Raw genomic sequence first — 26,972 nt, 5'->3', positions numbered from 1 at the left:
AATGACCATGCGCAAGGCAATGATTGTATGGGGCGGCTGGCCGGGACACGATCCCGATCTCTGCGCTTCGATGATCCGCGGCTGGCTGAAGGCTGAAGGCTTCGAGGTGCGGATCGAAACCACCACCGCCGCGTTCGCCGATCCCGCGATTCACGACCTGTCACTGATCATCCCGATCTACACCATGTCGAAGATCGAGAAGGCGGAAGCGCTCAATCTCTGCGCTGCGGTCCGAAGCGGCGTCGGGCTCGCCGGCCATCATGGCGGCATGGGTGACGCGTTCCGCGATTCCGTCGACTACCAGTTCCTGTGCGGCGGGCAGTGGGTTGCGCATCCCGGCAACATCATCGACTACAAGGTCGACTTGACGAAGCCGGATGATCCCATCATGAAGGGCCTGAAGAGTTTCGAGCATCGTTCCGAGCAGTACTACATGCATGTCGACCCCGCCAACGAGGTGTTGGCGACGACGACCTTCACCGGCGAGCACGCGCCCTGGATCGAGGGCGTGGTAATGCCCGTGGTCTGGAAGAAGCGATACGGCGCGGGCAGGGTGTTCTATTCCTCGCTCGGCCACCGCGCCTACGAGCTCGACGTACCGGAGATCCGGACGTTGATGACCCGCGGCATGCTGTGGGCGGCGCGCGAATGAATGCTGGTGCGAGCCAGCCGGTGATTCGTGCCACGCTTGAGGACGTTGCGCGCACGGCGGGTGTTTCGCTCGCCACGGTCGACCGCGTCGTCAACCGGCGCGAGGGCGTGCGCGCCAAGACCGTCGCGCGGGTCGAGGCCGCGGTGGCAAAACTCGGCTATCGAGCCGACGTCGCGGCCGCGCGGCTTGCCCGCGGGCAGACGTTCCGCTTTGCCTTTGTGCTGCCGACGGGCAGCAACAGCTTCATGACCAACCTGACCGAGCAGGTCCAGCGCACCGCAGACTGGCTCGCCGGCCAGCGCGGCTTCATTGATATCCTGCGTGTCGACGTGTTCGATCCGGACGTACTCGCCGCCGCGCTGGAAAATCTCTCGCCTGCCTATCAGGGCGTCGCCGTGATCGCGCTCGACCATCCCAGGGTGCGCGCCGCGATCGACGAACTCACTGCGCGCGGGGTCGCTGTGGTGACCCTCGTGTCGGACGCGCCGAGCTCGCGCCGGCTGCACTATGTCGGCATCGACAACCCGGCGGCAGGCCGCACCGCTGCAACGCTGATGGGACGGTTCCTCACTGGTCGCAAGGGGACGGTGGCCGTCATCGCGGGATCGTTGTCGCTGCGCGATCACACCGAACGGCAATTCGGCTTCCACCAGATCCTGTCCAGCGAATATCAGAGCCTAGTCGCGCTGCCGGTGATCGAGGGCCGCGACGACAGCGAGCGCACCCGGGAGCTCACTGCGGCACTGCTCGCGCGCCAGCCCGATCTGCGCGGCATATACTGCTGCGGCGCCGGGAACCGTGGCATCGCCGACGCGCTTGAGGCCTCGGGACGGGCGCGCGAGGTGGTCTGGATTGCCCATGAGCTGACCCAATACACGCGGCGTTTCCTGGTCCGCGGCACGCTCGATGCCATCATCAACCAGGATCCCGGCCACGAGGCACGGTCTGCGGCGCGAGTCCTGCTCGCGCATTGTTCGGGTGAGCCGATCAGCCCCGACCAGGAGCGCATCCGCATCGACATTTTTCTGCGGGACAATCTGCCGTAGCCTCGACTGACCTGCGGGGCGCATCAGAAGCTCTCGGCCATTGCGGCCAGGCGTCGATGGGCTCGTTCGCGAGCCACCTCAATGGGCTGTTGCGGTCCGGTGGTTGGTCCGATCGGAATGAAACGGACATTGCTGATGCCGACAAAACGCAAAATTTCGCGCAGGTAAGGCGCTGCCATGTCGATGCGCCCGCGATTCATTCCGGTGGCGAAATCGCTGCCACTGGCAATGATGACGATGGTCGGCCGGTCCTTCAGCAACGGGATATACCCCAGCGACGGATCGAACCGAAAGGTGAGCCCGGGCTGGACGATAATGTCGAACCATTGCTTGAGCTTATAGGGAATGCCGAAGTTCCACATTGGCGTCGAAATCAGCACCCGCTCGGCGAGCGCTAAGCGCACCGCCATCCGCTCGGCTTCCGCGAAGCTGTCGCGCTGCGCGTCGTTGAAGGCCTGCGCCTTCATCCGTGCATATTTGGCTTCGACAATGGGGCCTGAAAATTCCGGCAAGCGCTCGCGCCAGAGATCCATAACGTCCACGTCCCAGTCGGGCCGAGCTCGGCGAAAGCCGTCGAGGAAAACGCGTGCGCCGGCGCCTGACCAGGAGTCGCCGCGGGGCGAGCAAGACAGGTGCAGGAGCTTCGCCACCGCTCATCCCAGCGCTTTGATGACCGCATCGGCCTTGGTCACGACGGCGACGTTCTGCATGGCGAAATTGATCGACGCGGCGTGCCAATCGGCGTTCATGGTCGAGCAGCAATCCTCGGGAACGATCATGAAGTAGCCCTTGTCGGCACCGGTCCGCGCTGTGTGCTCAACTGACATGTTGGTCCAGGCGCCGGTGTTGATGATCATGTCGCGGCCGGTGGCTTTCAGGATCGTTTCGAGCCTCGTGCCTTCCCAGGCACTCATTCGCACCTTCTCGACCACGAAATCGCCGGGCCGTGGTTCGAGACCTGACACCGGTGCCGCCCCCCAGCTTCCGCGCACCATCGCCTTGCTGTCGACGAGACCCTCGAACAGCGGCGCATTCAGCGTCACGCCGGGCGCGCCGGGCTCGACGACGAACCAGACATGAATGATGGCCACGCCTCGCGCCCGCGCCGTTTCGGCTAGGCGGCGGACATTCTCGACGACGCGCTGCTGCTTCGCGTGACCTGGCGCGCCGGAATCGGCAAAGGCGCCGCCATCCATGATGACGTCGTTCTGGAGATCCTGGATGATCATGGCGCAGCGTCGCGGGTCGAGCTGCATTTCGCCGTCGGCAAGGATGGGGGCAGCGGAAGCAGAGCCCGCGGCCGCCGTGCCGCTGCCTCGCTTGCCGCTCATATAGGGCTCGTGGCGCGGTCCGACCCTGGTGGGAATTGCATAGACCGAGTGCGTCGAAGTCAGGTACAGCGTGCGGAAATCCGGCCCGCCCCAGGTAAGGTTGGCGACGAGTTCGGGCAGGCGGAGCTTGCCGAGCAGCTCGCTCCGCGGCGAATAGACCCAGACCCCGCCGGGTGCCGTAACCCAGACGTTGCCGTGCTGGTCGCACTTCATGCCGTCGGGCAAGCCGGGCTCGAGCTCGGAGCGGATGGCGCTCGCGAACACCCGCGCGGTCGACAGGGAACCGTCAGAATTGACATCAAACACGCGGATGAGTGCCTGCACGGTGTCGTTGACATAGAGCAGTTGCTCGTCGGGCGAGAAGCACAGCCCGTTCGGCTGGTCGAACAGATTGCGGTCCACGACGAGCTTCGGGTCGGCGCCGGGCACGACGCGATAGACGCCCTGGAAACCGAGCTGCCTCGGCCGCTCGACGCCATAGACCGGCATGCGGCCATACCAGGGGTCCGAGAAATAGATCGCGCCGGAGGAGTGCACGCAGACGTCGTTGGGGCTGTTGAGCTCCTGTCCCCCAAAGTGCGAGGCCAGCACCTCGCGCCGTCCGTCCGGCCGCTCGCGGATCAACGACGATGTCGCGTGCTCGCAAACGATCAAATTGAGCTCGGCGTCATAGGTCATGCCGTTGCATTTGTTCGAGGGACGCTTGACCTCGGCGACGCCGCGCCGCGCATCCCAGCGCCGGCGCACGTCGCCCGGCATGTCTGAGAACAGCAGATAATGATCCACCGGATGCCAGATCGGTCCTTCCGTAAAGTCAAAACCGGTGCCGATTTGCGCGACTGGTGCGTAGGGATCGATCAGGGTCTCGAATTCGGAGCGCAAGGTGACGTGGGTCATCGGTCGATCCTCTGGCGTCTAGGCCGGAAACCAGTTGCGCTGGGGCAGAGACTGCACGACCGGCCCAGGCACCTGGTCGTGCAGCCGGCCGACGACGTTGCCGCCTTCGATCTTGGCGGGGCGGTCGTGGACCGGCAGCAGATAGCGCGAATTGCTGAGCAGCTTTTTGATGGCGGCCTTCTCGGCCCGCTTGGTGGTGCCGTGGTTGCCAGTGGTGCGCGGCTCCCAGTCGTGGATCTCGTTGAAGGGCGTCACGATCTGGTCGTTGAAATCATAGATGACGTCGCCGCAGATGGTGGCGATGCCGTCGGCCGTTTCGACGATGATATTCATCGATCCCTCGGTATGCGCATTCGCGGCGTCGCAGTAGACACCCGGCATCAACTCGACGGGACCTGTGATCTCGAGGTCGAGAAAGCGCAGCGCACTCTTGGTGTGCAGACGGTCGATCAGATGCTTGATATCCGGCGCCGGATATTGCGGATGCATCAGGCCGGACACAGAATATTCAAGCTCCCGACGGTTGAGGACGACGGTCGTGTTCATCGGAAACAGATCGTCCTTGCCGGCGTGGTCGATGTGCAGATGGGTGTGGCAGACGAAACGCACATCGCCCATCCGCACGCCGTGCCGCGCAAGCTGGTTCTCGATCATGTGCTCGTGATACTGCAGGCCGCGCATCCCCAGCGTTTCCATGATCTGGTTGGAACGGTAACCGGTGTCTACCACGACCGGATACTTGCCGCCGAGGATCAGGAAACCGAGGGTGAGGACGCGGCGGGTGCGGCCGCAATCGCGGCCGAGAACCAAAAAGCTCGATTCCAGCTCAATATCGCCATAGTCCAAAATCTTGATCTCCAGCGGCATTCCGTCCCTCCCTGTGTCCGTTCTCGTTGTTTCCTCGGCGCTCAGAGCCGATAGACGCGCATAGCGGTGGTCTTGAAAATGGCTTCGCGCTGATCATCGCGTAGCGGCGCCGCGGCGGCACGGAATGCATCGATCAACGCGCGATAGCTGGTCCACAATTTCTCGATCGGAAAATTCGAGCCGAACAGGCAGCGTTCGGCGCCGAAGATCGCAATCGTATCGGTCAGGACGGATGCGATATGCGCGGGGTCGTTGCGGTGGATGAAGGTTCCGAGCCCCGATAGTTTCGACACGACGTTCGGGCATGCGGCGAGGCGGGCCATCCCGGCGCGCCACGCGGCGCGGCCTGCCGGTGAAAGGTCCTCCAGCATGCCGGCGTGCTGGAGGATAAAGGTCACCTTAGGGCAGGATTCCGCAAGGCGCGCAGCGTCAGGCATCTGTGGCGTGAACACCTGAAGCTCAAAGCTCCAGCCATAATCCGCAAGGCGGGCGATATTGCGCTGGATCACGGGATCGGTGCAAAGGTCCGGCCGCGCGGCAAAGCGATAAAGCGGGTTCTCGTGCCAATGCAGTTGCATGCGAACGCCGCGTACGAGGGCATAACGCTTCAGGCGGTCGAGCTGTGGACGCACGTCGTCCACCGAAAAGTCGGCGTAAGCTACGATGGCATGCGGCCAGCCGTGCTCCTCGGCGGTCTGCTGCACCCAAGCGGCCTCGTCCTCGAAAGCGGTCATTGGCCCAGTTGGTCTGGACATAGACCGAGCGGGTAACGCCGCTGCCCTCGATGTCGCCGAGATATTCCTCGATCGGGTAATCGCGCCGGATCGGCTCGTACGGACCGAAGATGCGCGGCTGCATCGGACCCACCAGCCAGGGCAGGTCGGTCTGGCGCCAGATATGATGGTGCCCATCGACGACGTCGGTCACGCAACTCTCCTTTGTCCCAGCGCCAGCACATGCGCGACGATCGACGCGCTCGAGCCACCATCGACGAGGTCGTCGACGAAGCGTTCGATCGCGACCAGCGCTTCGGTCTGCGGGCGAAAGTCGGGACCAGCCGCGAGCGGTGTCAGCCAGCTCACGCGCCACGCACGGCGCGATAGTTTCGCGACCGCATCGCGCAGCGCATCGGGTTCGCCCCGTTCCAGGCCGTCGGAAACGATGATCACGGCAGCGCCCCGCGCGTATCCACCGAAGCGGGGCACGGCGAGAAACGCCTGAAGCGCATCGCCGATTCGGGTGCCGCCGTCCCAGTCGCTGACCGCATGGGCCGCCGCCCTGAGCGCCTGCTCTCGGCGTTTGAGTCGCAACGGGCGGGTGATGCGGGTCAGCCGCGTGCCGAAGGTGAAGACCTCGACGCTGGGCGCCGCCTGCACCAACGTGTGCGCGAACTTCATATTCTCTTCGGTGCGGGTCTTCATCGAGCCGGAGACGTCAATCAGAAGCAACATCTTGCGTGGGCGCTGCCGCCGCTTCAAACGCCCCAGCCGGAGAATTTCGCCATCGCTGCGAACGGAGTCGCGCAGGGTGCGGCGCAAATCGGCGTAGGGTCCGCTGCGAGCCCGCATGCGGCGATGGCCGCGCCGCTTCGGCAGGCGCCTCGGCGCCTCGCGGGACAGCCGGCGCAGCGCATCGGTGGTCGAGAGCTGCGCAAAGCGGCGCTCGACCAGGGTTTCGGCGCGCGCAGCTGCGAGACCGGACTCGTTGGCCTCGTCCGACAACAGCGGCTCGTCGTTTCCACGGGCCTCCTCTTGCAGCCGAACAGTCTCGTCGTCCTCACCGTCATCGACGCGCTCGATTGCCTCGTTTCCGCGAAAGTGCAGATCGAACAGCCGGTCGAACGTTGCGCGACGCTCCGGTGGAGGAGCCAGTGTTGCGAGGGCTGCCTGCCGAATGTCCTCCAGGCTGCGGGGACCGAGCAACTGGATTGCGGCAAGGAACGACGTCGTCTGTTCCGGTGCGACGGCAAATCCGTTCGTTCGCAACAAGCCGACGAACGAGATGAATACACGCGCAGCGCGCGGCAGTTCGGGTTCGGCGCTCATGCAGAGGCCTCCGCCAGCAGGGCATCGAGGCGCGGCGAAATGAAGTGCAGATCCTCCTCGTCTTTCAAGGCAACGCCGATCGAGCGCCTGAAGGCATCAGGCCACCGTGCGCCGCCCTTGTGCAGCAGCGTGGCGGCCTCGGCCCAGTCGACGGCCTCGGCGATCCCGGGCGCCTTGCTGAGTGGTTCGCGTCGCAGCTTCTCGACGGCGGCGACGACGGCCCGCGCGGTCCCCTCGGCGACGCTGGAGGCCCGCATCATCACGATGCGCGCTTCGCGCTCGGCGGAGGGATAGTCGATCCAGTGATAGACGCATCGCCTCCGCAACGCTTCATGAAGATCCCGCGTGCGGTTCGAGGTCAGGACGACAACCGGGCGCTCAGAGGCGCGAACCGTACCGCGCTCCGGAATCGAGATCTGGAAGTCGGACAGGAACTCGAGCAGGAAGGCTTCGAATTCTTGGTCGGCGCGGTCGATTTCGTCGATCAGCAGCACAGTTGAGTCAGGTGCGCGCAGCGTCGCCAGCATCGGTCGCTCGATTAAAAACGTTTCGCCGTAGATGTCGACGCTCTCATCGCCGGCCTGGCGGATTGCGAGCATCTGGCGCGGATAGTTCCATTCGTAGAGTGCGGCAGATGCGTCGATGCCTTCGTAGCATTGCAGGCGGATCAGGCGGCGGCCGAGGACCGCGGCAATGGCTTTGGCGGCCTCGGTCTTGCCGACGCCCGGCGCGCCCTCGAGCAGCAATGGCTTGCCGAGTGCCAGCCCGAGATAGGCTGCGGTCGCCAGCCCCTCGTCGGCAAGGTAATAGGCTGCCCGAAGCGCTTTCTCCAGTGCCTCTGGGCTGTCGATGCCGACGATGTTGCTGCGGACGGCCATCGAGACCTCAGCGCCGCGCCTGAGGGCGCGCGCCGCCCTCGGCCTTGATCGCGCGCAGCACCTTCTCCGGCGTAATCGGCAGATCGTCGATGCGCACGCCGACGGCGTTGAAGATGGCGTTCGCAACGGCCGGCAATACGGGATTCGCGCACATTTCGCCGGGCCCCTTGGCGCCGAAGGGGCCATCGGGAGCGGGGCGTTCCAATACGGCGATGTCGTGCGGGCAGATATCGCCAGGACCGGGCATGACATATTCGACGAAGTCGCGAGGGCCGTGGACCGGGTCGGGATAATAGGGTTCTGGCGTCTCGTAGAGCGCGTGACTGACGCCCATCCAGGCGCCGCCGACGAGCTGTTGCTCGACCAGGCGCGGGTTGAGCGCACGGCCGAGCTCATAGGCAGAATCCATGCGGATCATCGTGACCTCGCCGGTCTCGTCGTCAACCTCGACCTCGGCGACGAGACAGGCATGGGCGTAACAGGTCGCCGGCGACATCTCGCCGGTTTCCGGATCGACATTGGACAGAGGAACCAGGAAGATGCCGCGGCCGGCGATGGTCTTGCCCTGCTTGAACTGCGCGGCGATGGCGACGTCCTTGGTGGAGATCGAGCGGTGCGGCGCGCCCTTGACGTGGATGTTGCCACGTCCGTCGGTTTCGAGATCGGCGGCGTTGACCTCGAGTTCTTCTGCGGCCGCCTCCATCATCACGCCGCGCGCCTCGCGCGCCGCCGCCATCACTGCATTGCCGACGCGATGGGTGCCGCGCGAGGCGAACGAGCCCATGCAATGCGGGCCAGTATCGGAATCGGCGGTATCGACATAGACGTCCTCGACGGGTACGCCGAGCGTCTCTGCGCAAATCTGCCGCGTGACCGACTTCATGCCTTGGCCGAGGTCGATCGAGGACAGCGCTACGGTGAACTTGCCGCTTGGATTGGAATGAACCAGGGCTTGGCTGGGATCGCCGCCGAGGTTCATGCCGATGGGATAGTTGACCGACGCGATGCCGCGTCCGCGATGTCGCGTCATCTCAACGCCTCCTGGTGCCGAACACGGATGAGAATCGGCCCGCCCCATGCGAGGGCGATGTTGGTCGCGGTGGCGATGGCGGTGGCGGCGCGGGCGGTGGGGGCTCGCGCGGGGGTTCGCGCGACGCGGCCGTTGGCAGGCGATCATAGCTCGTGCGCTGCTGCGCCGGCGCGGTCGTCCGTACGTGGATGTCGGCAGGCGTCCGCGGGATGGCAGCGCGGCTGCCGCCTCCGTCTTTGCGGGAGGAGGCGCGCTTGAACTCGTCGCGGATCGGCCATTTGGCTTTCTCGGCCGCGACCTGGACGCACTCGATCAGCGCCGTGTTCTTGGCCTCGCGCCGATGCGCCTTCATGTCGCCGTCGCGATAGGCATTGAGGATGCGGAACTCCATCGGGTCCATGCCGACGAGGTTCGCGAGCTTGTCCATCTGGCATTCGATCGCAAAGTCCATGGCGGTGACGCCGAAGCCGCGCATCGCGGTTGCAGGCGTACGGTTGGTGAAGACGCAGTAGACGTCGCCATAGACGTTCGGGATGGTGTAGGGTCCTGGCAGATGGGCTGCGCATTTCACCGCTGCATAACTGGAGAGCCGCGTATATGCGCCGCTGTCGAAATATGCGCGGATCTTTCTCGCGACGACGCGGCCATCGCGCATCACGCCGTCCTTGATGTAGATGCGCTCGGCGCCGCGCGGCGGGCCGTATTGCATCTCTTCTTCGCGTCCGAACACGTAGCGCACGGGACGTCCCGTCAGCATCGCACCCAGGATGCATAACGGTTCGGTCAGCGTGTCGACCTTGCCGCCAAAGCCGCCGCCGACGGTGCCGCCAATGAAATGGAAGGTGTTGGAAGGGACGTCGAGGATCTTGGCGCAGGTGTCGACCGAGAAGAACAGCGCCTGCGTCGACGTATAGACGACATAGCGCCCGTTGGTGTCGGGCGCCGCGATCGACCCATTGGTTTCGGTCGGCGCGTGCTCGATTGGTGACATCTGGTAGCGTTGTTCAAGCACGTGATCGGCGGTCGCGAGTGCGGCATCGGCATCGCCGAAGCGGAGCTTTTGGTGGTCGTATGTGTCGTGATAAATGAAGGCATTCTTCGGATAGGTATCGTTGACGACGGGCGCGCCGGCCTTCAGCGCATCTTCCACGTCGAACACGGTTGGCAACGGCTCATAGTCGATCCGCACCTTTGCGATCGCCTCGAACGCCTCGCGCTCGCTGTCGGCGACGATGGCCAGGATCGGCTCACCCTTGTAGCGGACCTTGTCGACGGCCAGCGATGGTTCGTCGTCCATGCCGAAATTGATCAGGCTCAAAAGTGTGTTGAGGTTGCGGGGCACGTCGGAGCCGCGGATGATCCGGCGCACGCCGGCTGAGCGCTCGGCGTCCGCGGTATCGATCCGCCGGATCCTTGCATGCGAATGGGTCGAGCGAACGACTTTCAGGTGCAGCATGCCCTGGAGCTTGTGGTCGTTGAAATAGCTCGAGGTGCCCGTGACATGGCCAAGCATGTCCTGGCGCTGTGTGCCCTTGCCGATCTCGTTGAGATTATCGTCGCGCTCGTCGGCGAAGATGTCCTTGCGTAGTTCCAGCATGATCTGGTCCTTCAGGCGCTCACCCTGCCGCCGGAGGCGGCGAGGATGGCGTTGATGATCGGCTCGTAGCCGGTGCAGCGGCAGATGTTGCCGGAGATCGCCTCCACGATCTCGGCGCGGCTCGGGGAGGGATTGCGGTCGAGCAGCGCCTTGGCAGCCATCAGCATGCCCGGCGTGCAATAGCCGCACTGGGCAGCAAAATTCTCGGCGAAGGCGCGCTGCAGCGGATGGAGGTTCGGTCCCTGCTTCAGGCTATCCAGCGTCTCGACAGAGCGGCCGGCGACGGTCTCGGCCAGCGTCAGACAGGAGAGATGGAGCTCGCCGTCGATCAGGACGCTACACGTGCCGCAGCCCCCCTGGCCGCAGCCGAATTTCGGCGTCATGTCGCCGATCAATTCGCGAAGCGCGACGAGCAGGTTGGTGCCGCCATCGACAAATATGGCGACATCGCCGCCATTGTGACGAAACTGCAGGGCAGTCTTGGCCATACGATCTATTCCTGACCCAAGAGAAGACGACGCAGATGGACGCCGACGATCTCGCGACGGTACCAGGCGCTGCCGAGCGCGTTGTCGGAGGGCGATGTTCCTTCCGCCGCTGCGGAGGCTGCAGCCGCAACGGTCGCGGCATCGAGCGAGCGACCTTCCAGAGCGCGTTCGGCCGCCCGCGCACGTATTTGCGTCGGGGCCATCGATCCCAATGCGATTCGTGCCCCGGCGACCCGCCCGCCACTGATGGGCAGATGTGCGGCGAGCGTGATGACCGAGCCGCCCTTGGGCTTGATCCGTGCGATCTTGCGGTAGCGAAAAGCCTCCGCGCTGGTCGGTCGCGTGCACGACACCGACAGCACGAGCGCGCCCGCCTGCCTTTCACGCGACTGCAAGAACTCCTCAATTGGAATGTCGCGCGATCCAAAGCCGCCTTGCAGGGCGACCGTGGCATCGAGCGCAAGCAGGGCGACGGTGAAATCGCCGTAGGGATTGGGCGCAAACAGATTGCCGCCCACGGTACCCATGTTGCGCACCGCCGGGCCGCCAATCGAGCGGGCAGGGGCGTGCAGGAAAGCGAGGTCGCGCTCGCCCAGAATCCGGGCGAAAGTTACGCCAGCACCCAGGGTGATCCGCGGACCAGATGGGTCGATGCGCGTCAAGGCTTGGTCATTGGCGCGCACGATGGTCGAGAGCGAGATATCGCCTTCGTTCAGCGCGCGCATCACCAGCGTGCCGCCACCGAGATAGCGCGCGGTGCGATCGGACGACAGCGCGGCGGCGGCCTCGCTCGAGCTCGTGAAGGTCTTCACCGTCACAGTCATGTTGACACAGCCTCCTTGAGGTACCGGCGGATCGCTTCGAATCCCGCCTGGTAGATATCTTCCGCGACCATGTGGGTGATCCGGTCCTTGTCCTCCGGCCGTGTCGAAAAGCGGGATTCCCAGTGCCAGAAGGTGCGGTCGCCGTCGGTCACGGGCAGCAGGCGGACGTGGGCCACATAGTTGAACATCGGGACAGGCGTATCGAGCAGGCAATAGCTGAAGGCCTGCTCCAGATCCGACAGCGTCAGCAATTGCTCGCGCAGCTCCGAGCCGTCCTGCAGCTTGAAGCGCCTGACACAGCCGATCTTGTCCGAAGCCTGCGCGCGCTCGATCGTGGAGGTCGCGACCGCCGGATGCCAGCGATCGTGCCCGTTGAAATCGCGCAGCACGCCCCACACGGAGCCGGTCGGCGCATCCAGGATCGTGCTCTTGACGATGTGGGGCACGGCGCTCAGCCTCCGAACTGGCGTTTGAGGGCATCGAAGCCGCCCTGGAACACGCCGCCGCCGATATTCGCGACGAGCTCCGCCTCCCGCTCGGGTGCGCAGTCGAACTCCGCGGTCCATTCCATGAAGGTCTGGTCGCCATCCGTGACCGGCGTCAGCCGAAGCGTCGCGACGTAGTCCTCGACCCCCATCGGGGATTCGAGGATCGAGTAGGTGCAGAACATGTCGTAATCCGACAGGCCGAGCAGCTTTTCCCGGATTCGATCGCCGTTGCGCAGGCGAAAATCCCTGACGCAGCCGATCTTGTCGGAGGGCTCGCCGCCCTCGATGCGGCTTTCCGCAATCGCGGGATGCCAGTTCGGCAGACCGTTGAAGTCGCGTACCCGCGCCCAGACGCGATCGTTGCGTGCGTTGACGACGGTTGAGACGTAGACGCGGGCCATGGTGCGACCTCAACTCTTCTTCCGGGGGCTGCGCTCGGCGGGCGGCTCGCCGTCGGCCGAAGGCGAGGGTGCAGCGGCTGGCTTCTCGCCACCGCCGCCGCTCTTGCGCGCGGAGTCCTTGATGCCCTGCATGTCGCGAGCTTCCCGGATCAGGCCTGGCATCTTGGCGAGGCTGCCGCCTTCGACGCCGATGTCCGCCAGGAGCGAGTCGATCAGCGGCGCCTGGACGCGGTAGCGCAGCGCCGAGTCGATCACCTCGTCGGTGGCGCTACGGCCGCCATTGCCGCCATGGCCGTTGCCGTTGAGACCATCGACTTGCAGGATGCGGATGCCCTCGATCTTCTCCATCGGCTTGACGCTCTCACGGACGATGCCCTCGATGCGGTCGAGCAGCTTTCTACGGAATAGCGAGTAGCGCGCCTGGTCGGTCAGCACGTTCTCGGCCTCGTTGAGCATACGCTGCGCCTCGGCCTCGACTGCAGCGCGGATCCGTTCGGCTTCCGCGGCAATTCGCGTCTCTTCGGCCTGCTTCTCGGCGATCAGGATCTCCACGGTCTTGCGACGCTTCGCGATCTCGCTCTCGCGCGCGGTTATGACGCGCTCGGTGGCTTCAGTGGCATGCACCCGCGCTTCCTCAGCCGAGGCCTTGGCCGCGGATTCCTCCAGCGACTTGAGGTGGATAGCAATCGCCTTTTCCATCAAGACGGTCTCGACCTCCTTCTCGCGATTGATTTCGAGCTTGCGCAACTCGCGCTCGCGGCCGATGCGGGCCTCGTCGAGGCCGCGATCGGAGGCGATGCGGGAGCGCTCAACCTCTTCCCGCGCGACAATCTCGGCTTCCTGGAGCGACTGGACGCGAGCGACTTCGAGCTGTTCGATCGAACGGCGGCGCTCGATTCGCGCCGCCTCCAGCGCATGCTCGCGCGAGACGTCGGTGGTCTCGACCTCCTTGCGGGCGACAATCTCGGCCTGCCTGACCTGGCGGTCGGCGTCGATGCGCTCGGACTTCTTGGTCGAGAGCGCGATGACGCGGTCCTCATCCGCGATCTCGATCGCCTTCTTGTGCTCGATATTGAGGACTTCGCGCTTCTTGGAGGACGTGATCCGCTCGGCCTCGAGCGCGAGATCGACGCCGATGCGCTGGCGCTCGATGGCGTCGCGGCGCTTCAACTCGGCCGCCTCGAGCACGGCTGAGCGCTCGATCTCGAGCGCGCGTGTGTCACGCTCGGCCTGGATACGCTCGGCTGCAACGGACTTCTCCTGCGCGATCCGGGCGGCTTCGATGGCTTCCCGCGAGGCAATGTCGGCTTCCTCGACGGCGCGGTTGCGGGCGATTTCCAGCGACCGCACGCGCTCTTGCTGGGTGATGCGGGCAGCTTCGGTGGCTTCGCGCGCCGCGACCTCTGCGACTTCCAGCGTCTGATTTCGCTCGATTTCCAACTGCCGGGTATTCTGCTCGACCGCGATGCGCTCGACGGCGAGCCTGTGCTCCCGGTCGATTCGCGCCGCCTCGACCGCGCGCTGCGCCTCAATCTCGGCTTCCTGGATGTTACGCACCTGCTGGATCTCCAGCGCACGGGTGCGCTCATCGGATGCGATGCGCTCGACATTGACAATCATGGTCTGGGCGATGCGGGCCTTTTCGGTCGTCTCGCGGGCAGCGATCTCGGCTTCTTCCACAGCGCGGGTCCGGTCGATCTCGCGGCGCCGGGTCTCCTCTTCGTTGGCGATGCGGGCGTCGGTCACGACGCGGTCCTGCTGGATACGCGCTTTCTCGATCGCCTCGCGGGCGGTGATCTCGGCTTCCTCGACGGTCTGCATCCGCTCGATTTCGCGCTGGCGCACCTCGCGCTCGGAAGCGATGCGGCTGGTATCGATCGAGCGCTGGTTGGCGATCCGGGCCTTCTCGATTTCCTCCCGTGCGAGCAGTTCCTTCTCCTCGATGGTGCGGGTGCGCTCGATCTCCCGCTGGCGGGTCTCACGCTCCGAGGCGATACGGGCTTCGGCGATCGCCTGGTCGTTGGCGATTCGCGCCTTCTCGATGGTTTCACGGGCGGAAATCTGCGCCTGCTCAGCTTCGGTCTCGCGCAGGGCCCGTTCGCGTGCGACCTCGGTGCGTTGCAGGGCGCGGCGCATCTCGATGTCACGCTCCTGTTCGAGGCGCGCCGTCTCGCTTTCGCGCTCGATCTCCAGAGCCTGCCGCTCGGCCTCCAGGTTGCGGGAGCGGATCTTGATCATCGAATCCTGCTCGATGTCGTTGCGCAGTTTGCGCTTGGCCTCGATGTCCTCCATCAGGCGGGTCAGACCTTCGGCGTCGAAGCGGTTCGAGGGGTTGAAGAATTCGAGATCGGTCTGGTCGAGATCAGTGATCGCGACTGATTCCAGCTCGAGCCCGTTCTGGGCGAGGGCCTCTGCGGCGTTCGCCTTGAGGCGGGCGACGTACTCACCGCGCTGCTCGTGCATCTGCTCGAGGGTCATCTCCGAGGCAACGGAACGAATGGCCGAGATGAATTTGCCGGCGAGGAGGGCGTGGAGCTGTTCGGGCTCCATGGTGCGGCGGCCGAGTGTGGCGGCCGCGATAGAAACGGCTTCGCGGGTCGCCTGCACGCGGACATAGAAATCGGCCTCGATGTCGACGCGCATGCGGTCACGGGTGATCACGGCGTCCTGGCGGGAGCGCACGATGCCCATCGGCTGCACGTTCATGTTGACGGGCGTGTAGTCGTGGATGAACGGCAGCACGAAGGCGCCGCCGTTGATCACAACGCGCTCGCCGAGCAGGCCGGTCCGGACGAATGAGGTCTCCTTGGACGAGCGGTGATAGAGCCAGTTCACGATGTAGACGCCGACCACGATCACCACGACGGCAACGATCAGCCAGAGGATCAATTCACCGACCAGAGTCCCTGACATGTTTCTCTCCCTCGACCTTTCGGCGTTATCGCGCGCCGATCGCCTTGAATTTGCGAACCTGATCCGTCAGCGCCCGCTCGACCGGCAGCCGTTCCATTGAGGAGGCGCCGTAGAAGCCGTGGCAGTTGCGTGTGTTCCTCATGATGAAATCGGCATCGTCCGGATCGGAGATTGGTCCGCCGTGAGCGAGCACCAGAATGTCCGGATTGACGCCGAGCGCGGCGGAGGCCCAGGTGTCGATGTGCGCTGGGCAATCGGTCAGCTTGAGTGCGGTCTGCGCGCCGATGCTGCCCCCGGTCGTCAGGCCCAGATGACAGACGATGATATCCGCGCCTGCGATCGCCATCGCGGCAGCTTCCTTCTCGCTAAAGACGTAGGGCGTCGTCAGCAGGTCCTTCTCGCGCGCCTTTGCGATCATGTCGATCTCGAGGGCATAGGACATACCGGTCTCTTCGAGATTGGCGCGGAACACGCCGTCGATAAGGCCGACGGTCGGAAAGTTTTGTACGCCAGCGAATCCGAGCGCTTTCAATTGGTCCAGGAAAAGATCCATGTCGCGGAACGGATCCGTGCCATTGACGCCGGCGAGCACTGGCGTCCTGGTCACCACGGGCAGCACTTCGCCGGCCATCTCCAGCACGATGGCGTTGGCGTCGCCGTAAGCCATCAATCCCGCGAGCGAGCCTCGGCCGGCCATGCGGTAGCGGCCGGAATTGTAGACGACGATGAGGTCGACACCGCCGGCCTCCTCGCACTTGGCCGACAGGCCGGTGCCGGCGCCGCCGCCGACGATGGGCTCGCCGCGCCTTGCCATCTCGCGGAAGCGATTCAACAGTGCAGCGCGTTCAAACCGGGCCATCGGTCACCTCGCTAGTCTCCGGCGCGCCCCAATGCGGCCGAACAATGTTCGGAACGCGCTGACGATGGTGGAGGCGAACTCGGGGTCATTGATATTCTTGGGAATGCGGATGAGCTGACGGTTGGCGGTCTGCCGCACGTTGCGCTCCAGCGTGCGGAACAGCGCCGCATCGGCGTCCGGATCCCAGAATGGCTGTCCTCGCGCGTCGAGCGCGGAGACACCGCCCTCAGGCAGGAAGAAGCGCACCGGGCCGTCCATCCGGTTGAGCCGGTCGGCGATCCAGTGCCCCATGCGCTCGTTCTCCTCTGCAGTGGTGCGCATCAGCGTGACCTGCGGGTTGTGGACGTGGAATTTCCTGCCGCGGTAGCGCTCCGGGATGGTCTCGGGGGCGCCGAAATTCACCATGTCCAGAGCGCCCACCGAGCCGACATAAGGCACCCGGCTGCGGATGATGGCGCCAAAGCGGTCGTCGATGGCCGGGAACACGCCGCCCATCAGGAGATCGCCGACCTCCGTGGTCGAGAGGTCGATGACGCCTGCGAGCTGTCCGGAATCGACGAGCTTCTCCATTGAGCGTCCTCCGACGCCGGTGGCGTGGAAGACCAGGCACTCGAAATCCTCGCGCAAGTCGGCCGCGATCTTCTGCCCCGCCGGCGTGGTGACACCAAACATGGTGATGCCGACCGACGGCAATCCGCTGTCGCCGCGATCCTTCCGCGAATGCTGATCAAGGCGCGCCTTGACCATGCCGGCCAGCGCGTTGGCGCCGTTGGCCAGCACGGCGCGCGAGATCGAGTTGAGGCCCTGAACGTCGGTAACCGAATGCATCATGGTGATGTCCGCGGGGCCGACATAGGGCCCGACGTCGCCAGAGGCGACGGACGAGACGATGAGCTTCGGCACCCCGACAGGAAGCATCCGCATACCGGGCGCGACCAGCGACGCTGCGCCCGAGCCACCGGCAGAAATCACGCCGGCAACATTGTTCTGGCGTCGCAACCAGCTGGCGAAGGCCTCGGCCATCGCGGCGACGGCGGCGCCGCGGTCGGGTCCGAATACCGCCGATCCGCCGCGACCATGGTTCAAGGCAATCTCCTGGGCGGAGACGTCGCTGGCCGCGTGCTTGCCGCTGGTGGAGACATCGACCAATCGGGTTCGCAGGCCGGTCCCGGCGATGATGTCGCGGATGAAGCGGAGCTCCGTGCCCTTGGTGTCCAGCGTACCGACGACGAGGACGACCGGAGGGCCCTGCGTTTGTGCGGCGACCGGTTCGCGCCGTCGCCGTGCCGTCTCGTCGAGTCGCATCACCTGTGTCGAGAACATGCGGGCCGCAGCCTCGATGCGGGCGATCGGCACGGGTTGCGACCAGCGTGTCGGCGGCGTCGGATTGGACATGTAGATGCGGATCGCGCCGCCTGGCCGCGTCTGCGGCGGAGAAGGCTTCGCTTCCGTATCCACCGGCGGCACGTCGAGGTCGAGCTCGAGTCCGGCGTGCATTCCGACACCGAGCAGGCGCTGCTGCAGCTCGCGATCGGCGGCAAGCCGCACCGAATCGATGATGCGGTTGACGCGGCCGTTGACCATGATCGCGACGTTGCGCGACACGGCGGTCGCCACGCCGATATTCTGCTCGATCACGAGCACGGACATGTCGCCATCCTCGCCAAGTCGTAGCAGCATCTCCTCGACCTGGGCCACGATGACGGGCGCGAGCCCCTCCGTGGGCTCGTCCATGATCAGGAGCCGCGGATTGGTGAGCAACGCGCGGGAGATCGCAAGCATCTGTTGCTCGCCGCCGGAGAGCTGGCCGCCGCCGTGATCCTTCCGCTCGGCCAACCGCGGAAACGTCTTGTAGATGCGCTCGACCGTCCAGGCGCCGCGGCGCAAGCCCGCGGCAAGCTGCAGATGCTCGTCGACGCTAAGTGAACGCCAAAGCCGCCGTCCCTGCGGAACGTAGCCGACGCCCAGTCGGGCTATGTGGGCGGGCGGCTGCCGGGTAATGTCATCGCCGCGAATGCGGATCGTGCCGCCGCTGACCGGCACCAGCCCCATGATGGCCTTGCATAACGTGGTCTTGCCCATGCCGTTGCGGCCGACGACAGAGAACACGCCGGCATCAAGCGTCAGGTCCACGCCTTGCAGCGCATGCGAATGGCCATAATAGACGTCCAGGCCGCGAACTTCGAGCGCGGGGGCGGTACGGCGGACCTCATTCATGGCCACCTCCGAGGTATAGCTCCTGCACTTCAGGATCGGACTCGATCTCCTGCGGACGGCCTTCCTTGAAGATCCGCCCGTTGTGCATCATCGTGACGCTCTCGACGACGCGCAGGGCCACGTCCATGTCGTGCTCGATGATGATGTAGCCGATATGCGCGGGCAGGGAGGTCAATATCTCGATCAGCTCGGCACGCTCGGTCGGTGATAGTCCCGCGGCCGGTTCATCGAACAGGACGAATCGCGGCGCTCCGGCAAGCGCAAGTGCGATCTCGAGCTGGCGCTGCTGACCATGCGCGAGCTCGGCAACGCGCTGATCCTTCACGCCTGAGAGATGGACGGCGTGTACGAGATTTTCGGCCGCGTGCATCAACACATCGTTCTGACCGGGGCGAAGAAACGAGAAGCGCCCCCGTGAGACGCCACGGCAGGCGAGGTAGACATTGTCCTGGACGGTGAGGCCGGGAAACAGCGCGGAGATCTGGTAAGTCCGGCGCAAGCCACGGCGGATGCGCTCATAAGGCGGGAAGTGCGTGACGTCCTCGCCGAAGAAGCGGATGGTGCCGGAAGAAGGCGGGAAATCGCCAGTGATGCAATTGAACAGCGTAGTCTTGCCGGCGCCGTTGGAGCCAAGCACGGCGCGCCGTTCGCCGGGGCGGACGGTAATGGTGATGTCGGTGAGTGCCGCGAGCGCGCCGAACAGACGTGTCACGCCGCGCAGCTCCAGCGCGGCGCCGGCGCCCACGACAGAGAGGCGTTGCGCGACGCTATCCATGGCTGGATCCTTGGCTGGATCCTCGGCCGGATTCTCGGTCTCGTCGTCCGCTCGAACTTGCCGCCCCGGAGCGTTGGCGACGCCGCCAGCTCTGCCAGAGCCCGATGACGCCGTCCGAAGACCAGAACACGATGGCGAGGAAGCCGAGACCGATCAGGAGCCGAAAGCGGTTGCCGTCGAGCCCCAGCTTGACCAGGAAGTCGAGTGCGAAGGTGCGCAGCAACACGAAGATCAGCGCGCCGATAAAGGGGCCGACGGGGCGCGTGATGCCACCGACGACTGCGATGATGAGGATATCGATGCAGGCTGCAACGCTCACGGAACCCGGCGAAATCTGCCGGTAATTCCAGACCTGGAGCACCCCTGCCAGCGCCGCGACGAAGGACGCGAAAGCGTAGGCCGCGACGCGATGCGCATTGACGTTGAAGCCGAGCGCCGCCATGCGGCGGGGATTGTCGCGGACACCTTGCAGCGCGAGGCCGAACGGCGCGCGGGAGATGTAGTCGACCGCGAAGTAGCACAGCGCGGCTACCGCAAGGACGATATAATAGAAGGGAATGTCGGCGCGCCAGTTGACGCCCCAGAAATGCGGTGTGGCAACGGTATTGATGCCGGTATGACCGTTGAAAATCGCCCAGTTCTGGTTGGTGAAATAATAGAACGCTGCGCCGATCGCGAGCGTGATCATGATGGTGTAGATGCCCTCGGTGCGCACCGCCAGCGCGCCGCCGAGCGTGCCGAAGATGGTCGCGAGCGCGAGCGCCATCGGGACGGCAAGCCACCACGGCCAGCCCAGGCTGATATTGGCGTTGCCGCTGACGCCAAACACCGCGACCATATAGGCGGAGAAACCCGCGATGGTGAGCTGCATCAGGCTGACCATGCCGGCATAGCCGGCAAGAAACATCAGACTCAGCGCCATGGTTCCGAGGATCAGCGTGGTCGCAAAGATCTCGATCAGGAAGAAGCCGCTGGCGATCAGCGGCATGATTAGGAGAATGGCCGCGACAGTCCAGGCCGCCGGATTGTCGATCTCCGGCCATCCGCGCAATCTGGAGCGCTGCACCGCAGTGGCGGGACGAACCGGGACGCGGGCGTCGTGGGCGAGGGACATGTCAGCGCCTCGCCAACAGGCCCTGCGGCCGAATTGCCAGCACCAAAACCATGATCAGGAAGGTCACGACGATGGCGTAGGTCGGGATGTAGACCGAGCCGAGCTGCTCGGCGAGGCCGATGATGAGCGCGCCCAGCGCAGCCCCTGGGATCGAGCCCATGCCACCGACGATCACAACGACGAGGGAGGCGAGCAGGAAGCGGATATCCTCGCCGGGTGAGAGCGACTGGAACGTTCCGCCGACAACGCCCGCAACGCCAGCGAGGCCGGCGCCGAGCGCAAACACCACCACGAAAACGAGTTGGATCCGTACTCCGGTCGCAGCCAGGATGTCGCGATCGTCGACCCCGGCCCGGATGATCATGCCGATGCGCGTGCGGTTGAGCGCCAGCCACATCGCCACGCCGATCACGACGGAGGCGACGAAGATCACGAGTCGGACCAGGGGATAGCGGAGATAGACCGGCTCACCTGAGGACTTGACCGCAGTGACCAGCGGCAGCTCCACAGGTCCGATCAGCCAGTTCGGGGTCTGGATCTGATAGAAATCGCCACCGCATGCCCACAGCATCAAATCGGCGAACACGATCGAGAGTCCGATCGTCACCATGGTCTGGCGCAGGTCCTGGCCTTCCATGCGGCGGAAGACGAGGACCTGGAGCAGGACGCCGACCAGTGCCGTCAGGATGAAAGCGACGATGAAGCTGAGGACCCATGAACCGGTCGCGACGCTGATGGCGTAGCCGACATAGCCGCCGAACAAATAGAGCGAGCCGTGCGCGAGGTTGACGTTACGCATTAAGCCGAAGATCAGCGTAAAGCCGCTGGCGACGAGGAAATAGAGACCGCCGAGCGTGATGCCGTTGAAGAGCGCGTTGAGGAAGACCCGCTTGCGGCCGAACGCATCTTCGACGCTCTGCGGCCACACTGCGAAAATCAGCCAGAGTGCTACCGCGATTGCGATGATGACAATCAGTGCCCAGGCGGGATGGCGTTCGACAAAGCGGGTCATGATCGCCGCTCCGTCTTCGCGTCACCCCATCTCTCACCCCGCAAGCGGGGCGGAGGGGCACGCAGACCGTCGCCGGCCGCAAGCCCTGCCATGAACGTGCGCTCCCTATCGCGCGCGATCCTCGTTTCGGGATCGCGTTTGTCGCATCCTAATGCGGCTGTAACGGAGGCGCTTGATCGTGAGTATCTTTTCGCGTGACCTCAGGCGCGCAAAACCTTGGCCGCGCGGCGATAATCGGTCGGCGCCATGCCGACATTGGCAGCGAAGAAGCGGGTGAATCCGCTCTGCGACGAGAAGCCGAGATCGAAGCCGATATCGGCGATCGGCGCTTCGCTCGCCACTAGCGCCTCCAGCGCCTGCTCCATCATCAGCGTGTTGAGATAGAGGTGTGGCGTGACGCCGGTCTGGGTGCGGAAGAGCCGGTAGAAATGCGGCCGGGAAAGGCCAGATTCGCGCGCGATGGTATCGAGCTCGATCTCGGCGCCAGGACTCTCCGACATCATCTTGATGCACTTGCGCACGCGAAAATCCGTGACGGAACCGTTTGCGCGCGGATCGCGCGCGGTCGCCGCCTGTTGCCAGCTTTCGTCATAACAGATGTCGATCAGGCTTCTCAGCTCGCCATCGAGGCTGTTGAGCGAGGGAGCGCCGCACACGAGGGCGGCTGCGTGCCTGATGTGCTTGTCCAGCGCAACGGACCGCGTGAACTGGGTGCGGCCGAAGCGCAGGCGGTCGGCGCCGGGCGCGTCGGGCGCAAACCACTCCGCATTGACGTAGAGCACGAAGAAAACGGCGCCGCCTTCGAGATCGGACGGCAGGAAATTATGCGGCTCCCACGGATTGACCGCGACGACGGAACCTTCGGTGAGCTCGTAACGTCCGTCACTGACATCGATGCATGCGGAACGCCCGCCGACATGGAAGATCAAATGACCTTCGCGATGTGCGTGGATGTTGAAAGGGCGGTTCAACTGATAGACCGTCGCCCGACCAAAGCGGCCGTGGAAGACGGCGAGCGCCCGGCTCATGCCTCTCCTCCCAAAAGCTCTTGGTATTTTTTGGTAGCGTTCAACAACCGAGGAGAGAATGCAAGGGCGCACGTGTCGCGCTTCTGGCAAATCTCTCCCCGGCCGGTCATCGCTCGCGAATGAGACTAGGTCAGTATTTCTTACATTCCGGTACTGTGCGGCTCGGCAAACCGATTTTGGCGAACACCGCGGGATCGTAGCCCAGCGTTTGGTTGACGTCCGGGATCACCTTCACGACCTTCGAGAACAGCGCGCCCTTGCCGTCGTCGACGACCTCGGTGACAAAGTTGGTGCCGATCGCCTGGCGGTTGGAGTCCAGCTTGATCTTGCCGTTGGGTGCGTCGATCTCGATCTTGGCAAGGGCCTCCTTGTACTTGGCCTGATTGTTGGAGAGATCGCCATTGACCTGGCGGAGCGCCTGGATCAGCGCCATGGTCGAGCCGTAATAGTTGGTGGCGAGCAGCGATGGGCTCGGGAAGCGCTTGTTGGGCGGGAAGGCGTCCTGATAGTCCTTCACGAACTTCTGCCAACTTGGGTTCTCCCAAGTGTCGGCCTGGCCGCTCGCGGCCAGCGTGCCGATCAGGGCATTCTTGGCGTTTCCCTTGGACGACAGGATGGTCTGGTCGATCATGATCGAGCCGCCCATCAGATGCGCCTTGCCGCCGGCCTGCTGGTACTGATTCAGGAAGTTGACGGCGTCGGCGCCGCCGAGGCCGAGATAGATTGCGTCGACGTCGTCGGGCAGTGCGGCGATGACCGAGGCAAAGTCCTTGGTGCCGAGCGGCACCCATTGCCGGTTGGTGACCTGCCCGCCGGCACCGCAGAACTCGAGCACGAGGCCGAACACCTGCGTATAGATGAAGGAGTAGTCTTCGCCGACGGTCGCGATCTTGCGATACTTCTTTTCGTCATAAGCATATTTGCCGAGGCCCACCTGCCACTGCGCACCGTCCATGTTGTAGCGGAAAAAGTTCGGAGCCGGATCGACATAGGTCGTTTCCTGGGCCCCGGAGGCGGCGTTGATGAAGGTCAGTTCGGGATGGGTCTTTGCAAAATTTTTGACCGCGATGCCTTCGTCACCAGAGAGCGGCGACAGCAGGATCTGTACCTTGTCCTGCTCGATCAGCTTGCGCACGGCTCGTACGGCGGAGTCCGGCGTCGCGTCGGTCGAGGCGATGACAAATTCGAGTTCCTTGTCGCCGACCTTCTTGCCGAGGACGTTGAGGGCCGTCTGGAAGCCGCGGATGCCGTCCTCGCCGAGTACGGTGTAGGTGCCTTCGAGCGTCGCGGTGACGCCGACCTTGATCTTCTCCTGTGCGAAGGCGGTGCCCGAAAGTAACAGGCTGCTCAACGCGATCAGTCCTAGACTGCCTTTCAACATTGCTCTCCTCCCTGGGCGTTCTTGTCACTGTTTTTCACCGCGCCTTGACGCGCCCGCCGCGCGGTGCGGCGTTCGGACAAGGCTAACGGTTCTTGAAACGGAGGCTAACCGAACTCCGATGCAGCGCACGTGCTGGAGCCGTGCGCGGCTTAACGGGCAGTCTCATTTTGAATGTTGCGTCGCGATTAACATCGCGGTGCAACAGGCGTCAGGCTTCCCGATTTGCACCCGCCAGCCGCATGGCGGCCGCGGACTGCCGCCGCTTGAATTGGATCGCTCGAATAGAGGAGAAATCAATCGTAGGCGTTGCGTCATTTCGCGGCGCGCGGCACTCGCTGGTTATACGTTGTGGCAGGCGATCGTCCGACCGTCCGCACCGACAGATCGAAGTTGTGGCACATCGACGAGACAGCGATCGCTGGCCATAGGGCAGCGGGGCGCATATGCACAGCCGTGCGGTCGCGTGAAGAGGCTTGGCGGTTCACCCATTTCGATCGCGCCCTGGATCCGTTTCGATGGATCGGGCTTCGGAATTGCCGCCACCAACGCGCGCGTATAGGGATGGAGCGGATGATCCAGGACCGTCCGCGTCCCGGCCTGCTCCACGATGCGGCCCATATACATGACAGCAACGCGGCTGCTGATCTGCCCGATCACGCCAAGGTCGTGCGAGATGAAGAGCATCGACAGTCTCAATTGGTCACGCAGATCCATCATCAGATTGAGCACTTGGGCCTGCACGGACACGTCGAGGGCCGAGACCGGCTCGTCGGCGACGATGATGGACGGCGTGGGAAGAATGGCGCGTGCGATTCCGACCCGTTGCCGTTGCCCGCCACTCAGTTCGTAGGGGTAGCGAGCGGCGAAAGACGGGTTCAACCCGACGGCCGTCAAGGTGACAGCTATGGCCGCGCTGCGCTCGGCGCGGTTCTTGAAGAAGCCGCTGATGTCGGCCGCCTCCGCCACCGAATCTCCAATTGCGCGCCGCGGGTTGAGCGATGCATTGGGGTCCTGGAAAACCATCCGGACGCTCAGACGCATCTCGCGGAGGCCGGAGCCGCGGGCTCCGATCATTTCGGTTCCCTTCAAATTGAAGTTGCCGCTGTCGGGCTGGACCAGGCCGACGAGGGCTCGGCCCAGCGTGGTCTTGCCGCAGCCGGACTCGCCCACGATCCCGAGGACCTCGCCTTCGGCCAGCGACAGCGATACACCATCCACCGCCTGCACCCGGTATTTCCGACCGGCCCGCCTGGCACTGAACGAGACCATCATGTCCCGGACCTCGAGGATTACATTGCCGCTCATGGCAGCTCTCCGCCGGCCAGCGGAAACGCGCAGAGCACCTCGTGCCCTTGGGAAGCCTCCAGGCGGGGCGGGGTCGCCACGCGGCACTCATCGCGCACCGCTGCGCAACGCAAGGCAAACACGCAGCCAGCGGCGACCGAACCTGGCAGCGGCGGCTGACCAGAAATGGTCGGCAGCCGGCGCGCGCCGGAATTTCGCGACGGCATGCAATCCATCAGTCCGCGGGTGTAATGATGACGGGGTGCGCCGAACAGCGCATCGACTGAAGCGGTTTCCACGATCTGGCCGGCGTACATGACAGCGACACGATCGGCGAGCTGCGCAATGACTCCCATGTCATGAGTGATGAACAATATCGCCATATCGAGCCGATTGCAGAGCTCGCGCAAGAGCCCGAGAATCTGAACCTGTATGGTGACATCCAGCGCAGTGGTCGGTTCGTCGGCGACCAGCACCTGTGGCCTGCAGGCCAGCGCAATCGCGATCATGACCCGCTGGCGTTGGCCTCCGGACAACTGATGCGGATACGCGGAGAGCTGCATTTTGGGGTCGGGCATACGTACCAGTTCGAGCAGTTCGCGCGCACGGACCAGCGCCGCTGCGCCCGAAATTCCCTCATGCACGCGTACGGCTTCGGCGATCTGATCGCCGATCCGACGAACAGGGTTCAGTGAGGTCATCGGCTCCTGAAAGATCATTGCCATGCGGCCGTGGCCCGCTTCGACACGTTGCCAGGGCTGCAGCTGCGTTACGTCGCAGCCCTCCAACAGGACGCGCCCGGCCCGGACTCGGGGACCGGGCTGCGGCAGCAATCCCATGACCGCAAGCGAGGTCATGCTCTTTCCGCAGCCGGACTCGCCGACGAGGCCGAGGATTTCGCCCTTGGCCAAGCCGAAGGACACGCCCGCGACGATGTCGACCGGCGCGGTTTCCGGCCCCACTGACACCGTAAGCTCGCAAACTGTCAGCACGGCCTAACCCTTCTCACCAAAGAATTGACGGAACCGCGGATCGAGTCGATCGCGCAATGCATCGCCGACCAGGTTCAGAGAAAATGCCGTCGCCACGATCATCATGCCCGGGAAGAAGAGCAGCCACGGCGCGCGGGTGATGAAGGTCCGTGACTCCGCCAGCATATTGCCCCAGCTCGGAATGTCCGGAGGGGCGCCGAGGCCCAGGAAATCGAGTGAAGCCGCGCCGAGCTGCGCGAACGCGAAGACGAAGCTGGCCTGCACGAGAAGTGGCGAGACCAGGTTCGGCAAGATGTGCCGACTGATGAGCCATGCCGCTCCGGCGCCCATGCTGCGGGACGCCTCGACATAGGTTTCCGCGCGCAAGCGCAGCGTCAGTCCGTAGACGATGCGGGTCGTCGTCGTCATGTAGCCGATCCCAATGGCCAGAATGACGGTGGCCACACTCGGGCTCAAGATGACAATCAGGCCAAGTGCGAGAAGCAGAGTCGGGAAGGCCATCAGCACGTCGACCATGCGCATCAGCAGGTGACCCAGCCGCGGGAACAGTGCGGAAAGTACGCCGGCCGGAACGCCTGTCGCGAGAGCGAAGACGACCACGCCCGAGCCGATCAAAAGTGCCATGCGTGCTGAATGAATGGTGCGCGACAGGGTATCCCGGCCGAATTGGTCAGTGCCGAACCAGTGGGGCATGTTCGGGGGCGTCAGGCGGATCAGGGGATCGATGGCATACGGATCGTAAGGCGACAGCCAGGGTGCGAAGACCGCGGCGAGCACAGTCGCCAGAAGGACGCCGAGCCCGGCCAGCGCGATCGGGCGGGCGATGAACGGCTTGAGCCACAATGTCACGCTG

General features: G+C 64.5%; 24 protein-coding genes and 1 pseudogene. 2 read left to right on the top strand and 23 right to left on the bottom strand.

All coding sequences use genetic code 11. The features are described from left to right. Window positions 1-7 precede the first annotated feature (7 nt). Both RX329_RS28655 and RX329_RS28650 read left to right on the top strand, forming a co-directional pair. Window positions 8-652 carry a ThuA domain-containing protein gene (locus RX329_RS28655; protein WP_026233644.1) on the top strand — a complete coding sequence of 215 codons (645 nt, stop codon included), beginning with the start codon at window positions 8-10 and terminating at the stop codon, window positions 650-652. Beyond that, window positions 649-1,698, top strand: a complete 1,050-nt coding sequence (locus RX329_RS28650) for a LacI family DNA-binding transcriptional regulator (protein WP_026233645.1) — start codon at window positions 649-651, stop codon at window positions 1,696-1,698. Before RX329_RS28655 ends, RX329_RS28650 begins: the two co-directional genes overlap by 4 nt. Window positions 1,699-1,721: 23 nt before the next feature. Here the strand turns inward: RX329_RS28650 and RX329_RS28645 are convergent, their stop codons facing one another. The 23 genes and pseudogenes from RX329_RS28645 to RX329_RS28535 all read right to left on the bottom strand — a co-directional run bounded on the left by RX329_RS28645 (window position 1,722) and on the right by RX329_RS28535 (window position 26,968). Next, window positions 1,722-2,348, bottom strand: coding sequence for an FMN-dependent NADH-azoreductase (locus RX329_RS28645; protein WP_204510802.1), 627 nt, complete (start codon window positions 2,346-2,348; stop codon window positions 1,722-1,724). 3 nt (window positions 2,349-2,351) lie between these two features. After that, window positions 2,352-3,926, bottom strand: a complete 1,575-nt coding sequence (locus tag RX329_RS28640) for an isochorismatase family protein (RefSeq protein WP_317244691.1) — start codon at window positions 3,924-3,926, stop codon at window positions 2,352-2,354. A gap of 18 nt (window positions 3,927-3,944) precedes the next feature. Next, window positions 3,945-4,793: an MBL fold metallo-hydrolase gene (locus RX329_RS28635; RefSeq protein ID WP_317244689.1), complete on the bottom strand. Its 849-nt coding sequence runs from the start codon at window positions 4,791-4,793 to the stop codon at window positions 3,945-3,947. Window positions 4,794-4,834: 41 nt separating this feature from the next. Then, window positions 4,835-5,720: pseudogene (locus RX329_RS28630) on the bottom strand (amidohydrolase family protein). Beyond that, complete coding sequence (locus tag RX329_RS28625; RefSeq protein ID WP_018458728.1) at window positions 5,717-6,838, bottom strand: vWA domain-containing protein; 1,122 nt, start codon at window positions 6,836-6,838, stop codon at window positions 5,717-5,719. The pseudogene RX329_RS28630 and the gene RX329_RS28625 overlap by 4 nt, the downstream one beginning before the upstream one ends. After that, window positions 6,835-7,716 (bottom strand): AAA family ATPase, encoded by an 882-nt coding sequence (locus tag RX329_RS28620; protein ID WP_018458729.1) that lies wholly within the window; start codon window positions 7,714-7,716, stop codon window positions 6,835-6,837. The genes RX329_RS28625 and RX329_RS28620 overlap by 4 nt, the downstream gene beginning before the upstream one ends. Window positions 7,717-7,723: 7 nt before the next feature. Next, on the bottom strand, window positions 7,724-8,746 hold the full coding sequence (locus tag RX329_RS28615; RefSeq protein WP_085352430.1) for a xanthine dehydrogenase family protein molybdopterin-binding subunit: 1,023 nt from the start codon (window positions 8,744-8,746) through the stop codon (window positions 7,724-7,726). A gap of 1 nt (window position 8,747) precedes the next feature. Then, window positions 8,748-10,343, bottom strand: coding sequence for a xanthine dehydrogenase family protein molybdopterin-binding subunit (locus RX329_RS28610; protein ID WP_317244687.1), 1,596 nt, complete (start codon window positions 10,341-10,343; stop codon window positions 8,748-8,750). Window positions 10,344-10,354: 11 nt separating this feature from the next. After that, window positions 10,355-10,831, bottom strand: coding sequence for a (2Fe-2S)-binding protein (locus RX329_RS28605; RefSeq protein ID WP_247455625.1), 477 nt, complete (start codon window positions 10,829-10,831; stop codon window positions 10,355-10,357). 5 nt (window positions 10,832-10,836) lie between these two features. Next, window positions 10,837-11,655 carry an FAD binding domain-containing protein gene (locus RX329_RS28600; RefSeq protein WP_018458732.1) on the bottom strand — a complete coding sequence of 273 codons (819 nt, stop codon included), beginning with the start codon at window positions 11,653-11,655 and terminating at the stop codon, window positions 10,837-10,839. Next, window positions 11,652-12,101, bottom strand: coding sequence for an SRPBCC family protein (locus RX329_RS28595; protein WP_247393712.1), 450 nt, complete (start codon window positions 12,099-12,101; stop codon window positions 11,652-11,654). The genes RX329_RS28600 and RX329_RS28595 overlap by 4 nt, the downstream gene beginning before the upstream one ends. Before the next feature lie 5 nt (window positions 12,102-12,106). Then, window positions 12,107-12,544 carry an SRPBCC family protein gene (locus RX329_RS28590; RefSeq protein ID WP_007593021.1) on the bottom strand — a complete coding sequence of 146 codons (438 nt, stop codon included), beginning with the start codon at window positions 12,542-12,544 and terminating at the stop codon, window positions 12,107-12,109. Window positions 12,545-12,553: 9 nt separating this feature from the next. Beyond that, entirely contained in the window at window positions 12,554-15,457 is a 2,904-nt protein-coding gene (locus RX329_RS28585; RefSeq protein ID WP_317244683.1) for a flotillin family protein, read from the bottom strand. Between the two features lie 25 nt (window positions 15,458-15,482). Next, window positions 15,483-16,316 (bottom strand): phosphoenolpyruvate hydrolase family protein, encoded by an 834-nt coding sequence (locus tag RX329_RS28580; protein WP_018458736.1) that lies wholly within the window; start codon window positions 16,314-16,316, stop codon window positions 15,483-15,485. Window positions 16,317-16,319: 3 nt separating this feature from the next. Continuing rightward, window positions 16,320-18,533, bottom strand: coding sequence for an ABC transporter permease (locus tag RX329_RS28575; RefSeq protein WP_317244681.1), 2,214 nt, complete (start codon window positions 18,531-18,533; stop codon window positions 16,320-16,322). Further along, window positions 18,526-19,308: an ABC transporter ATP-binding protein gene (locus RX329_RS28570; protein WP_317244680.1), complete on the bottom strand. Its 783-nt coding sequence runs from the start codon at window positions 19,306-19,308 to the stop codon at window positions 18,526-18,528. The genes RX329_RS28575 and RX329_RS28570 overlap by 8 nt, the downstream gene beginning before the upstream one ends. Continuing rightward, a complete protein-coding gene (locus RX329_RS28565) occupies window positions 19,301-20,422 on the bottom strand; it encodes a branched-chain amino acid ABC transporter permease (protein WP_317244679.1) in 1,122 nt (373 codons plus the stop codon). Before RX329_RS28565 ends, RX329_RS28570 begins: the two co-directional genes overlap by 8 nt. Before the next feature lies 1 nt (window position 20,423). Beyond that, on the bottom strand, window positions 20,424-21,434 hold the full coding sequence (locus tag RX329_RS28560; RefSeq protein WP_085350842.1) for a branched-chain amino acid ABC transporter permease: 1,011 nt from the start codon (window positions 21,432-21,434) through the stop codon (window positions 20,424-20,426). A 200-nt stretch (window positions 21,435-21,634) separates the two neighbouring features. Then, on the bottom strand, window positions 21,635-22,462 hold the full coding sequence (locus RX329_RS28555) for an AraC family transcriptional regulator (protein ID WP_027569321.1): 828 nt from the start codon (window positions 22,460-22,462) through the stop codon (window positions 21,635-21,637). Window positions 22,463-22,592: 130 nt separating this feature from the next. After that, window positions 22,593-23,843: an ABC transporter substrate-binding protein gene (locus RX329_RS28550; RefSeq protein ID WP_026233649.1), complete on the bottom strand. Its 1,251-nt coding sequence runs from the start codon at window positions 23,841-23,843 to the stop codon at window positions 22,593-22,595. A 339-nt stretch (window positions 23,844-24,182) separates the two neighbouring features. After that, complete coding sequence (locus RX329_RS28545; RefSeq protein ID WP_317244676.1) at window positions 24,183-25,115, bottom strand: ABC transporter ATP-binding protein; 933 nt, start codon at window positions 25,113-25,115, stop codon at window positions 24,183-24,185. Window positions 25,116-25,144: 29 nt separating this feature from the next. Next, window positions 25,145-26,095, bottom strand: coding sequence for an ABC transporter ATP-binding protein (locus RX329_RS28540; RefSeq protein WP_317244675.1), 951 nt, complete (start codon window positions 26,093-26,095; stop codon window positions 25,145-25,147). A 27-nt stretch (window positions 26,096-26,122) separates the two neighbouring features. After that, a complete protein-coding gene (locus tag RX329_RS28535) occupies window positions 26,123-26,968 on the bottom strand; it encodes an ABC transporter permease (RefSeq protein ID WP_317246450.1) in 846 nt (281 codons plus the stop codon). Window positions 26,969-26,972: the final 4 nt, after the last annotated feature.

It is taken from the genome of Bradyrhizobium sp. BWC-3-1 (assembly GCF_032917965.1).
Lineage (GTDB): Bacteria > Pseudomonadota > Alphaproteobacteria > Rhizobiales > Xanthobacteraceae > Bradyrhizobium > Bradyrhizobium canariense_D.
This window is presented reverse-complemented; position numbering and strand designations above follow the sequence as displayed.

What these genes read in the sequence shown, in the direction of transcription:
- RX329_RS28655 (WP_026233644.1), top strand. Translation starts at nt 8, where the DNA reads ATGCGCAAGGCAATGATTGTATGGGGCGGCTGGCCGGGACACGATCCC.
- RX329_RS28650 (WP_026233645.1), top strand. Translation starts at nt 649, where the DNA reads ATGAATGCTGGTGCGAGCCAGCCGGTGATTCGTGCCACGCTTGAGGAC.
- RX329_RS28640 (WP_317244691.1), bottom strand. Translation starts at nt 3,926, where the DNA reads ATGACCCACGTCACCTTGCGCTCCGAATTCGAGACCCTGATCGATCCC.
- RX329_RS28635 (WP_317244689.1), bottom strand. Translation starts at nt 4,793, where the DNA reads ATGCCGCTGGAGATCAAGATTTTGGACTATGGCGATATTGAGCTGGAA.
- RX329_RS28625 (WP_018458728.1), bottom strand. Translation starts at nt 6,838, where the DNA reads ATGAGCGCCGAACCCGAACTGCCGCGCGCTGCGCGTGTATTCATCTCG.
- RX329_RS28620 (WP_018458729.1), bottom strand. Translation starts at nt 7,716, where the DNA reads ATGGCCGTCCGCAGCAACATCGTCGGCATCGACAGCCCAGAGGCACTG.
- RX329_RS28615 (WP_085352430.1), bottom strand. Translation starts at nt 8,746, where the DNA reads ATGACGCGACATCGCGGACGCGGCATCGCGTCGGTCAACTATCCCATC.
- RX329_RS28610 (WP_317244687.1), bottom strand. Translation starts at nt 10,343, where the DNA reads ATGCTGGAACTACGCAAGGACATCTTCGCCGACGAGCGCGACGATAAT.
- RX329_RS28605 (WP_247455625.1), bottom strand. Translation starts at nt 10,831, where the DNA reads ATGGCCAAGACTGCCCTGCAGTTTCGTCACAATGGCGGCGATGTCGCC.
- RX329_RS28600 (WP_018458732.1), bottom strand. Translation starts at nt 11,655, where the DNA reads ATGACTGTGACGGTGAAGACCTTCACGAGCTCGAGCGAGGCCGCCGCC.
- RX329_RS28590 (WP_007593021.1), bottom strand. Translation starts at nt 12,544, where the DNA reads ATGGCCCGCGTCTACGTCTCAACCGTCGTCAACGCACGCAACGATCGC.
- RX329_RS28585 (WP_317244683.1), bottom strand. Translation starts at nt 15,457, where the DNA reads ATGTCAGGGACTCTGGTCGGTGAATTGATCCTCTGGCTGATCGTTGCC.
- RX329_RS28580 (WP_018458736.1), bottom strand. Translation starts at nt 16,316, where the DNA reads ATGGCCCGGTTTGAACGCGCTGCACTGTTGAATCGCTTCCGCGAGATG.
- RX329_RS28575 (WP_317244681.1), bottom strand. Translation starts at nt 18,533, where the DNA reads ATGAATGAGGTCCGCCGTACCGCCCCCGCGCTCGAAGTTCGCGGCCTG.
- RX329_RS28570 (WP_317244680.1), bottom strand. Translation starts at nt 19,308, where the DNA reads ATGGATAGCGTCGCGCAACGCCTCTCTGTCGTGGGCGCCGGCGCCGCG.
- RX329_RS28565 (WP_317244679.1), bottom strand. Translation starts at nt 20,422, where the DNA reads ATGTCCCTCGCCCACGACGCCCGCGTCCCGGTTCGTCCCGCCACTGCG.
- RX329_RS28560 (WP_085350842.1), bottom strand. Translation starts at nt 21,434, where the DNA reads ATGACCCGCTTTGTCGAACGCCATCCCGCCTGGGCACTGATTGTCATC.
- RX329_RS28555 (WP_027569321.1), bottom strand. Translation starts at nt 22,462, where the DNA reads ATGAGCCGGGCGCTCGCCGTCTTCCACGGCCGCTTTGGTCGGGCGACG.
- RX329_RS28550 (WP_026233649.1), bottom strand. Translation starts at nt 23,843, where the DNA reads ATGTTGAAAGGCAGTCTAGGACTGATCGCGTTGAGCAGCCTGTTACTT.
- RX329_RS28545 (WP_317244676.1), bottom strand. Translation starts at nt 25,115, where the DNA reads ATGATGGTCTCGTTCAGTGCCAGGCGGGCCGGTCGGAAATACCGGGTG.